This window comes from Deltaproteobacteria bacterium (genome assembly GCA_019309045.1).
GTDB lineage: Bacteria > Desulfobacterota > Syntrophobacteria > BM002 > BM002 > JAFDGZ01.
This window is the reverse complement of the sequence record JAFDGZ010000099.1, coordinates 1-10,334: the sequence shown is the minus strand read 5'-3', so window position 1 is coordinate 10,334 and position 10,334 is coordinate 1. Positions and strand designations below refer to the sequence as shown.

General features: G+C 52.5%; 8 protein-coding genes. 3 read left to right on the top strand and 5 right to left on the bottom strand.

Going from position 1 to position 10,334, the window contains the following annotated elements:
* The first annotated feature begins 970 nt into the window (after positions 1 to 970).
* The 3 genes from JRI89_15125 to JRI89_15115 all read left to right on the top strand — a co-directional run bounded on the left by JRI89_15125 (position 971) and on the right by JRI89_15115 (position 6,139).
* Positions 971 to 2,905 (top strand): mechanosensitive ion channel family protein, encoded by a 1,935-nt coding sequence (locus JRI89_15125; GenBank protein ID MBW2072571.1) that lies wholly within the window; start codon positions 971 to 973, stop codon positions 2,903 to 2,905.
* A 106-nt stretch (positions 2,906 to 3,011) separates the two neighbouring features.
* Complete coding sequence (locus JRI89_15120; protein MBW2072570.1) at positions 3,012 to 4,805, top strand: SLC13 family permease; 1,794 nt, start codon at positions 3,012 to 3,014, stop codon at positions 4,803 to 4,805.
* A gap of 176 nt (positions 4,806 to 4,981) precedes the next feature.
* Positions 4,982 to 6,139 (top strand): SpoIIE family protein phosphatase, encoded by a 1,158-nt coding sequence (locus JRI89_15115; GenBank protein MBW2072569.1) that lies wholly within the window; start codon positions 4,982 to 4,984, stop codon positions 6,137 to 6,139.
* A gap of 115 nt (positions 6,140 to 6,254) precedes the next feature.
* Here JRI89_15115 and JRI89_15110 read toward each other — a convergent pair whose 3' ends face one another.
* The 5 genes from JRI89_15110 to JRI89_15090 all read right to left on the bottom strand — a co-directional run.
* The gene (locus JRI89_15110) at positions 6,255 to 7,094 is read right to left on the bottom strand and encodes a VacJ family lipoprotein (protein MBW2072568.1); all 840 of its coding nucleotides are present in this window, start codon (positions 7,092 to 7,094) and stop codon (positions 6,255 to 6,257) included.
* 139 nt (positions 7,095 to 7,233) lie between these two features.
* Entirely contained in the window at positions 7,234 to 7,830 is a 597-nt protein-coding gene (locus JRI89_15105; GenBank protein ID MBW2072567.1) for an ABC transporter substrate-binding protein, read from the bottom strand.
* Between the two features lie 32 nt (positions 7,831 to 7,862).
* Positions 7,863 to 8,315, bottom strand: a complete 453-nt coding sequence (gene mlaD / locus JRI89_15100; GenBank protein ID MBW2072566.1) for an outer membrane lipid asymmetry maintenance protein MlaD — start codon at positions 8,313 to 8,315, stop codon at positions 7,863 to 7,865.
* Positions 8,315 to 9,568: an ATP-binding cassette domain-containing protein gene (locus JRI89_15095; protein ID MBW2072565.1), complete on the bottom strand. Its 1,254-nt coding sequence runs from the start codon at positions 9,566 to 9,568 to the stop codon at positions 8,315 to 8,317. Before JRI89_15095 ends, mlaD begins: the two co-directional genes overlap by 1 nt.
* Positions 9,569 to 9,577: 9 nt before the next feature.
* Positions 9,578 to 10,334 (bottom strand): ABC transporter permease (locus tag JRI89_15090; protein MBW2072564.1); only part of this gene is annotated, 757 nt, incomplete at its 5' end.

Here is a 10,334-nt window from a genome sequence, read left to right as displayed (position 1 = left end):
CTGGGCTGTTCTGGACTTGAGAGGAGAATAATGTCATTCTACTTTGTCTGTGCAATTGCTGTCAATTGGTGAACTAGGAGAATAATAGATCGGCTTGCATCAATAGAATTGATTGGTAACGTTCAAAAGTGTTTGCATGAGGGTATTTGGTGCCATAAGACTGCCAACTGAAAACGCCGGCAGTGGGTCCTCCATGCATCCAGTTTCGGTATTTCAGTACCGCAGGTACAGTGGTGATGGCAATGACCTCTTAGCTGCCAATGCCCTTAATGATGGAGGCTTCCAAATGGACCTCTCGTCTTGCAGGTTCACTCGACCGGAATAATAAACAGTCCATTTCTGACCTTGCAAACACTTTTGAACGTTACCAATTGATTTCAATAATATCATCTTGACAAGGGTGCCTTTGCTTGCAACTCTTTAAGAGAACTGAGCACTTATCGATGTAAAAAGGAGCTGTGATGAAAAAAGGCGTATTTCTATCTCTTACCTGCATCATCATCTCTGTCATGTTATTGCATGGCAGCCAGAGTCTACAGGCTGCCGGGTTGCAGCAGGTAAAAGCGCTTGCGGTTGACAAAAAGACAGAAAAGACCTCAACAGCCGCCGACAGCCATATTCCAGAGCACCTCAGCAGTGACCAGGTTGACTCGTTTATGGCCACCCTGACTGATGAACAGGCGAGAGAGATACTGGCCAGGAAGCTGAAAAATGAGGCCCGTGAGCCTGATGCAGCAGCAGTCCAGAGCAAGACCGGGAGAGAAGGCAGGCTGATGAATTTCTTTATTGAATCATCACAGGCCGTTTCATCTTCTTTCAGACGGCTCGGTAATATTTACAGAAAGATGAGCGGCAATGCCACTGAATGGTCCGGGCTGTTGTACACCCTGTCTGGGGGCAAGGGTTGGATTGGTCTGCTGCTGACACTTCTGGGTGTGGTGCTGGTGATTGGCGCTGGAGCGCTTGCTGAATGGCTGCTTCACCGAGTTACCGGCAATGTTCGAGAGGCTATCCCAATGTTCGAGAGGCTATCCCCACAGCCATGCCTTCCGGCCGAACTCGTGCTTTCAGTCGTTTTGCGCTGCGAGTAGTCCTGGAAATGGTGTGTGTATTCGGCTACATGCTGACCACATTTCTGATTGTGGTTCTCGCCTATGATCAAACGGCACCAGCATACCTCGTAGCATTCAGCTTTGTGGTGGGCAGCTATTATGTGCGGCTCATCATGTTTGCTGCTGAATTAATCTTTGCCCCTACTGGAGCCGGCGTGCGCTTGTGTCCGCTGGAGGACAGCGATGCCAGATTTCTCTACCGCTGGATAGTGGGCATCAGCATAATTTCAGCTATTATCGCAGTGGCGGGCAGCATCCTCAGAGAGGTGGGAGTGAGTGAGGAGCTCTATCTATTCACTTACAGCATTTCTGGTGTGGCCGTAATAATATTGCTTATCTGCATGATCCTCCAGAGCCGCCAGCGAGTAGCCCGCGCCATTTGCCACGAGGTTGTGGACGAATGCACTCCCGCCACCTTCCGCGGCAAGTTTGCCAGATCATGGCACCTCTTTGCCATCCTTTACGTGCTGGCAGCAGGGGCCTTCTGGCAGATGAGAGTGCTTCTCGAGGGTGAGGGGCGAGTGCTGAATCTGATCGTCAGTCTTTTCCTGATACCTCTTTTTATCGGTATCGATCAGTGGGGCAAGAAGCTGCTGAGCATTGCCTCCGGAGAACAGGCGGAGATTATTAACCTCAGCGGTGAAGAAACTTCCCCAGAGGCGGCTGGCAGCGATACCGAGGAGCAGGAGGGAGAGGAAGCTGAGAAACCCCAGCAGCCGGAGGAAAAGATCCATTACTACCTTCCCTTGATTCAACGGGCCTTTCGCATCACTCTTCTTGTATGTATTTTCTTTGTACTCCTCAAGCTGTGGGGCATAGACCTCAATGTGGGCAGAATCCTGAGCACCCACGCCCTGAGTATTGTGGTTACCTTGCTTCTCGCCTTCATAGTCTGGGAGTATGCCAAGATCCGCATCGACCAGAAGATCCAGGAGGAAATGCCGGAGCATGATGAGGACATGGATGAGGGGGGTGTGGGTGGAACCCGCAAGGGAACCTTGCTGGTACTGCTCAAGAAATTCATCCTGGCAGTGCTCCTTGTGGTGGTCATCATGATTGTGCTGTCGTCCATTGGCGTCAACATTGGCCCTCTGATTGCCAGTGCAGGCGTGGTCGGCCTGGCCATTGGCTTTGGGGCCCAGACCCTGGTGCGGGACATCATTTCCGGAATTTTCTTTCTCATAGATGATGCCTTCCGGGTGGGCGACTATATTGAGGCGGGCCAGGTGCGCGGTACAGTGGAGCACATTTCATTGCGCTCTCTCAGGCTGCGGCACCATCGGGGCATGATTCACACCATCCCCTTTGGGGCAATGAGTTCGGTGACCAATTATAGCCGAGACTACATTATCATGAAGCTCAGCTTCCGGGTCCGCTATGACACGGATGTGGACAAGGTAAGAAAGATCATCAAAAAGATAAACAAAGAGATATCCAAAGATCCGGAGCTGGGACCGAGCCTGCTGGATAAGATCAAATCCCAGGGAGTGCGGGAGATGGATGACTCCGCTATGGTCATGCGAGTGAAGTTCAAGTCAGTGCCAGGAGAGCAGTTTGTGCTCAGGCGTGAGGTATACAGACGGCTGCAAGAAGCCTTTCGCAAGGAGGGCATAGAGTTTGCCCACAAGAATGTTACCGTTTACTTTCCTCCGGAGTCTACCCAGGCAGCTTCCCAGCAGAAAACAGACAGCACCAATAACGCTGCCGCTGTTACTGATGAAGATAAAGCCAAGGCCGCTGCAGCGGCAGCAGCGCTTGCTGCAACCGAAAAGAAAGAGCCCGCAGGAAAGTAGGGCATTGTGGCAGGCAAAGTTTTGGTCGGCAGTCACACCCCGACGTTTCCTGAAAGACGTTTCCTGAAAACGGTTACCCACCTTCTCAACTCCCGAGGTGCTTTGTATGTCATTTGACGCCTACTTGACCATCGCCATTCTTGCCGTTACCTTTGCCTTTCTCATCAAGACAAGACTTCCTCCTGCGGCAATTTTCCTTGGGGCTCTCACATTGACTATTACTTTCAGGCTCGCTCCTCTGGAGCAGAGCCTCAAGGGATTCTCGAATGCCGGCATGCTCACCATCGGGGCGCTGTTCATGGTTGCCGCAGGAATGTATTCCACCGGCGCCATTACCATGATAACGGAGAAACTGATCGGCAGACCCAGAACTCTTGCTGGGGCCCAGTTGAAAATTCTACCGCCGGTCGCGGTGGGCAGCGCCTTCCTGAACAACACCCCTCTTGTGGCCATGATGATCCCGGTCATAAGAGATCTGGCCAAGACGTGTCGTCTGTCTGCCAGTCGTCTCTATATTCCCCTGAGCTATGCTTCCATACTCGGGGGAACCTGTACGCTCATTGGCACCGCCACCAACCTGGTTGTGGCTGGGATGATTGTTGACGCAATTGCTCAAAATGATCCGGGTTTGCCGATCATGAGAGAACTCGGAATTTTTGATCCGGCCTGGATCGGAGTTCCAGCCACCGTGGCGGGCCTTGCCTTCATCATGGTCTTCAGCAGATGGTTGCTGCCGGCGCAGGCAGAAAAAAAGGATGCGGACACGGAAAGGAGGTCTTTCGGGGCCGAGTTTGTCGTGGAAGCCGAGGGACCTCTGGTCGGCAAGACCCTTGAGGCGGTGGGATTTTTCAACCAGCGCGGCTTTCAATTGTTGGGACTGAAGTGCCTGGATGGTTCAGAGCCAGCCATTACGGCAGATACGAGATTGAGAGCAGGGGATGAGCTCATTTTTTCTGCGGAGATTGACTATTTGCCGCAGATCTGGGGCACCAGTGGCCTAAGGCCGCTGATAACCGGCCACGAAATGGAAACCGAGCGTTACACTCACGGTCTGGTGGAGGTGGTCGTTTCACACCGTTCCAGGGCGGTAGGCAGAAAGATCAGGGAATTGCCCCTGCCGGAAAGTCCATACAGGATGAAGCTGGTGGCAGTTTCCAGGCACGGACGACCCATAGAAGGGCGTCTTCGTGATGTACGCATCAAGGCCGGTGATATTGCGGTTCTGGAAGTAGACGATAGCTTTTATTATGAAAACCGAAATGAAATTGAATTTGCTCTGAGTAAGCGACTCTCCGGTGCCCGCATCCAGCGCACGGATCGAGCAGTTGCCGCAGGTCTGATTACCATCGGGATGGTGGCAGTTGTGGCCGTCGGCATGATGAGTATGCTCAATGCTGCCCTGCTCGCCAGTGGTCTCATGGTGCTTACGGGCTGTATGTCTCTCGAGACAGCGGGACGCAGCATTGAGTTCAGCACTCTGGTAGTTATTGCCAGCGCCATTGGCCTGGAGGCGGCAGTTACGCACAGCGGCCTGGCAGCAAGCATTGCCGAGGTGCTCTCCGGAATCGGCGGCGGCAGTCCCCAGGTGGCGCTTGCTGTCATCTTCCTGGGCTGCATTGCGATGGACACGATCATTACCAATGTTGCCTCTGCTGTGTTCATGTTCCCTATAGCCCTTGGCATGGCTGCAGACCTGGGAGTTAGCTTCACTCCCTTTGCCATGACAGTGCTGGTGGGCGCCTCGTGCAGTTTTATCTCGCCCATGGGCTACCAGACCAACCTGATGGTCTACAGACCTGGGGGGTATAGCTTTGGTGACTATGTGAAAATAGGGGTGCCTTTGACCGTTATTGTGGGCATTATCACCATTGTGCTGGTGCCGCTGGTTTTCAAGTTCTAGCCAAACAAGTAATTCCACAGTCAATCAGGATAGCCAGGGACCAGATCCGCCAACACTCCGCGTCAGCTGGGATCTAAGGGATCTAATGAGGGTTGATCAACGTATGACAACCTGATAATAGGAGATGACGCCTTGACAGGCAGGGCGAAGGCAACTTGGAGGTGGCAGTGAGTGACATGGCAACAGTAGCAGACAATAATGTGACAAACGAAAAGATCTTGCTGGTAGACGACAACCCCACGAATCTACAGGTGCTCTATCAGACACTCAGCGGGCGCGGCTACAAGCTCCTTGTGGCCAAGAATGGTGAAAGCGCCCTGGCGGTAGCGCGCAAAGCGGCTCCGCACCTGATTCTCCTTGATATCATGATGCCGGATATCGACGGCTATGAGGTCTGCCGCCGCTTGAAAGAGGATGAGAATACCAGTGAGATTCCAATAATTTTTCTTTCCGCCCTCGACGAGACCGAGGACAAGGTCCGGGGACTTGATCTGGGGGCGGTGGATTACATTGCCAAGCCGTTTCAGGCCGATGAAGTAATTGCTCGGGTCAACACGCACCTGACCATCTACCGGTTGAAACGCGAGGTGGAACAGCAAAAGGCCGAGCTCGAGCGCGAGCTGGAAATTGTCTCGGAGGTGCAACGGGATCTGCTGCCCAAACAGCTGCCCACCATCAAAGGAATGAAGCTTGCCGCCTACTACAAGACCAGCCGGTACGCAGGAGGCGACTATTACGACATTATCAGGCTTGAGGACAACCAGTGGGGTATCATGATAGCCGATGCCGAAGGCCACAGTGCCCCGGCTGCAGTGCGCATGGCCATGACCTGCGCCCTGTTGCGGGGCTACCATGAGTCAGCCACTGATCCCGCTGCTCTGCTAAGAGATGTAAATGAAACTCTTTGTGATGTAATGGAGGGAAGCTTTGTCACCGCCCTCTATTGTGTCTATGATTCCACCTTGCGTTCATTGCGCATGGCTCGCGCCGGTCACATGCCGGCGGTTTTGTGTCGGCCCGGTGAGGGCAGGGCCGTTGAGTTGAGCTGTGATGGGGTGCACCCCCTGGGCATTTTTCCGTACGAACATGTGCCGGTGACCGAGGCCCCCCTGAGATCAGGAGATCATGTGCTCTTCTATACCGACGGTCTAACCGAAAGATTCAACCCCAGGGGCGAGATGTATGGTCTGGATCGACTGCTTACCAGGTTTCAGGGTTCGACCAGCAGCGAACCGCAGGAAGTCCTCGATGCCATCATGGCGGATGCCGAGAGGTTTGCCGATGGCTTGCCTGCGGAGGATGATCAGGCCCTTCTCCTCTGTGTTATCGAGTGACAGATAATGGGGCGGCACCCTTGGGAGGGTCTCTGCCAACCGGCAGCGCCTTCACTGATTTTGCTGAACATGGAATTCAGGCAGAGTTCCAGAGAGAGGCCTGTTACCTGGGAACTTATTTCGCCTTCTCTGACTTCTCAGGGAATTTCCCTCTTTCTTCCACCAGCTTCTTCCTGTGCTGCACATAAGCGTCGCGAATGGCAATGTAGGGATCGATGGCCGCTTCTTTGAGGGCCTCATAGTCACCGAGGCGGAGAGAGACTTTGTTTTCTTTTTCGTACGCCTTCACTCCCGTTGATACGTACCACGGCTCCAGATAGGTGAGGGGATTCAAGAAATAATCGCCCACCAGACCCACAGTATCCCTGGGACTGGAGGGGCCGAACACCGGCCACATAATGTAAAATCCATGACCCAGGCCCCAGACTCCCAGAGTCTGTCCGAAATCCTCATCCTGCATTGGCAGGTCGAGTCCTTTGGTGGCGGGATCGAAAAAACCAGCCACACCAAAGATGGTGTTCACCGAAAAGCGGGAAAGCTCGATTCCGGCCCCCCGGAGATTTGCCTGGAGCAGACAGTTGACGAAGCGGATGGGCATAAATATGTTGGTAAAAAAATCGCGAATGCTGATCCTGAGTCCCTCCGGAAAGATTTTGTTGTAGCCCTGGGCTACAGGCTTGAGGATCCAGAAGTAGAGCTTGTCGTTCAGGTGATACATGGCCCGGTTGAAAGGCGCTATAGGGTCGGCAATCGTTACAGGCACTTCTTCTTCCTCCATCAGGAAATCGAGATCTTCTTCATCAGCGTCAGCCGGGGCCGATTCGCTGCTGCTTTGCTGAGCAGCAAGAGTGGTCCCTCTTTCGTAAATGGAAGAAGCATACACCCTGGAACGAAGAGGACCCAGGAGCAAGATACCTATGAGCACGGTCACAGCGACAAGCAATTTTGTCTTCACAGCCTCACTCCTTCCTCCGGAGTTGTTGTCCACCCTGCCGTAAGAACTTGAAGTCTGCTTACAAGTCTTAAACTCCGCGACTGTACCGCGATTATACTTGAGTTTCACCTCCCCAGGTAACAGGTGGCTCGTCACAGGTTCATGCACTCTTAGCCACTTTTTCCCGCAGCTGCTTGAGCAGTTCCTCGGGGGGATTATTGCTGAGTATCTGCTTGAACTGGGTGCGGTAGTTCTGCACCAGGCTCACACCTTCAACCACCACGTCATATATTTTCCAGGTGCCATCTTTGAGATAGACTCTATAAGTGATTGGTATTTCGTTCGATTTGGTAACGACTCTGGTGGGGACTTCTGCTTTCCTGGCGGTTAGCATTCTTGCTTTGTCAAAGACCACCTTCTCGTTGGAGTAGGACAGAATTTTGTCCATATAAGCCTGTTCGAGCACCTGGCGAAACAGCTCAACGAATTCCTTCTGCTGGGCAGCATTGAGCTTTTTCCAATTCCTGCTCAGGGTAAGCTTTGAAAGAGCAGTGTAATCAAACATGTGGTCAGCAGCTTGTTCAAGCTTCTTTTTCTTGATCTCTTTGGCTGTCTCACCCTTGAGCGCCGGATCCCGCAAAATGTCGAGCACTTTGGTCACATCCGCCTTCACCGTCTCGCCAGGCCCTGGTGTTTGGCCATAGACCGGCACCGCAACAAAAAGGCTGGCAATAATTACAATTAGCATTCTTTTCATGGCGTCCCTTTCTGATTTCGGCCGAAGATCCACTATTTTTTCACATCACCGAAGGCATACTTGCCGATGAGCTCTCCAATATCAATGGGTGGTTGGGTCTGGGCAATGGCATCGCCCGGCTTCAGCAGTTCTCCTGCGCCACCCGGATCAATGCCTACGTACCTGTCGCCAATAAGACCCTCTGTTTTGATTGCCGCAATAGCATCATCGTAAATTTCAATGCCCTTTTGTATGCTCAGTTCCACTACAGCCATGGCGTCATCCTGGTCCAAGGCGAGCTTCTCCACCTTGCCAATCTGGATGCCGAACATATCCACGGCACTGCCTACTCTCAAGCCGGACACAGAAGTAAATTTGGCGATAAGTGGATAGGTATTGCTGCCGACCAACTCCACATCACCAAGTTTTACCGTCATATATGCCACGCAGAGCAGGCCGATGGCCACAAAGATGCCGACCGTGGTTTCCATTGCGTACTTCCTCATCATTCACTCCCTCCAACTGCGCAGGAAAATCTGGCAATTTCCTTCTCCTGAAACTTGGCGAATTCAATGACAGACTCGAGCTCTACCTGGGCTTTGCCCTGACCTATTCCAGCATAGACAGTGAAGTCAACACGCTCAGCCGGCCGTTTTTCCTCTTTGATTACACTTTCCACAGCTGCCAGACCCCGAGCCTGAAAATCACTGGCAAAGTCCTGCAATATCTTTTCGGCTTCATCCACATCGGAATAAGGGAGAATAGTGGTGTACTCATTGATGCTGTAGCGTGTGGAGAACCCACCTACAGTCCCGAAGTGCTTGTTGATGTAAGAGCCCAGAGATCTGATCAAGGCCTGGGCTGCGGTATGTCCTAGCTTCTCAATTATCTCTTCCAGATCATCGATCCTGAAAAGCACCACCGCATAGGTCTGGTCAGGTTTCTGGCGGTACAAATCCGTCTGGTAGCGAACTTTGAATTGCCTTCTCGAGTATAATCCCGTCAGCCCCTCTTCCAGGACCTCGAGACTCCTTAGGACCTCGTCCCTGAACGGATGGTCAAAATTTTCCAGTTCTTCAGGTGTTCCTTGAAATATTATCTTCTTATCATAGAGGGCCAGGATGCGGTTTGAGATGAAAAAGACATCCGGGATCTCGTGACTGATCAATACAGCAGTGAAGCCGAATTGTTTTTGATATTCAGCCACCATGGTCAGGATGGCATTCTTTCTGATCGGGTCCTGCCCGGTGGTCGGTTCATCAAAAAGGACAATTTGTGGATCGGTTACCAGGGCGCGTGCCAGGGCAGCTCGTTTTTGCATGCCACCTGAAATCTCGGAGGGGTACTTGTGGGCGACCTCGGTAAGCTCTGTTTGTTCGATGCGAGCCATTACCCTTCGTTCAATTTCCTTCTTCTTCAAGCTGGTGGTCTGACTCAGGGGTAGGGCAACGTTTTCGAACACGGTCATAGAGTCGAACAGAGCATTATTCTGAAACATGTAGCTGATCTGGCTGAGATATTTGTCGCGCTCAGACTTGCTCATGCTGTGGATCGGCTTGCCGCGAAAAAGAATCTCCCCCTCATCCGGCGTGAGCAGGCCGATAATGTGCTTCAGGAGGACAGATTTTCCCGTACCGCTAAGGCCGATTATGGTGGTGACTTCACCCTCGTACAGTTTCAAGTCGACCTTGTGCAGAATGGTTCTCGAGCCGAAACTCTTGGTCACGCCCTTGAATTCTATCAATGGAGTGTTGTCCATTATTTTTCTCTAGATAAGAAAAGTGGTTACTACATAATCTGAAACCAGTATGAGCACGCAAGAAAGCACTACGGCAGAAGTGGTGGCCAGGCTTACTGCTTTGGCGCCGTAACTGTCAGTGCGCGTGTGGCAGAAAAAACCCTGAAAACAGCAGACCATAGTAACTATTACAGCAAAGACCAGCGCTTTGACGAATCCATCCCTGATGTCACGAATGTCCAGGCTGCTCTGAACTCGATAGAAGTAAGTGCCGGCATTCACCCCGAGCAGGACAACACCGGAGAGGTAGCCGCCGATAATGCCAATGAGATCAAAGAGTGCAGTCAACAAGGGGAAGCTGATTATGGCGGCCGCCACCCTCGGACTGATGAGAAACCTGATAGGATCGATGCGCATGGTAGCAAGTGCATCAATCTGCTCGGAGATGCGCTGTATACCGATTTCGGCTGTCATGGCAGACCCGGCGCGGGCAGTGATCATAATGGCGCAGAGTACAGGCCCCAATTCTCTGACCAGGGAGAGGGCGACCAGGGTGCCCAGAGCGCCCTGGGCGCCAAACTTGACAAGAGCATGGTAGGATTGCAGCCCCAGAACCATGCCCGTAAACAGGCCGACGAGCAAGATGATCGTCGTAGATCTGGCGCCGATGAAATATATCTGCTGGACGATCGAGGGAAGCTGCTTGGGATGAAAGATCAACAACAAGCTTTTGCTGAGAAATATGGTGCTGGCGCCGAGGCTGCGGATCCAGCCGAGAGTCTTGCTG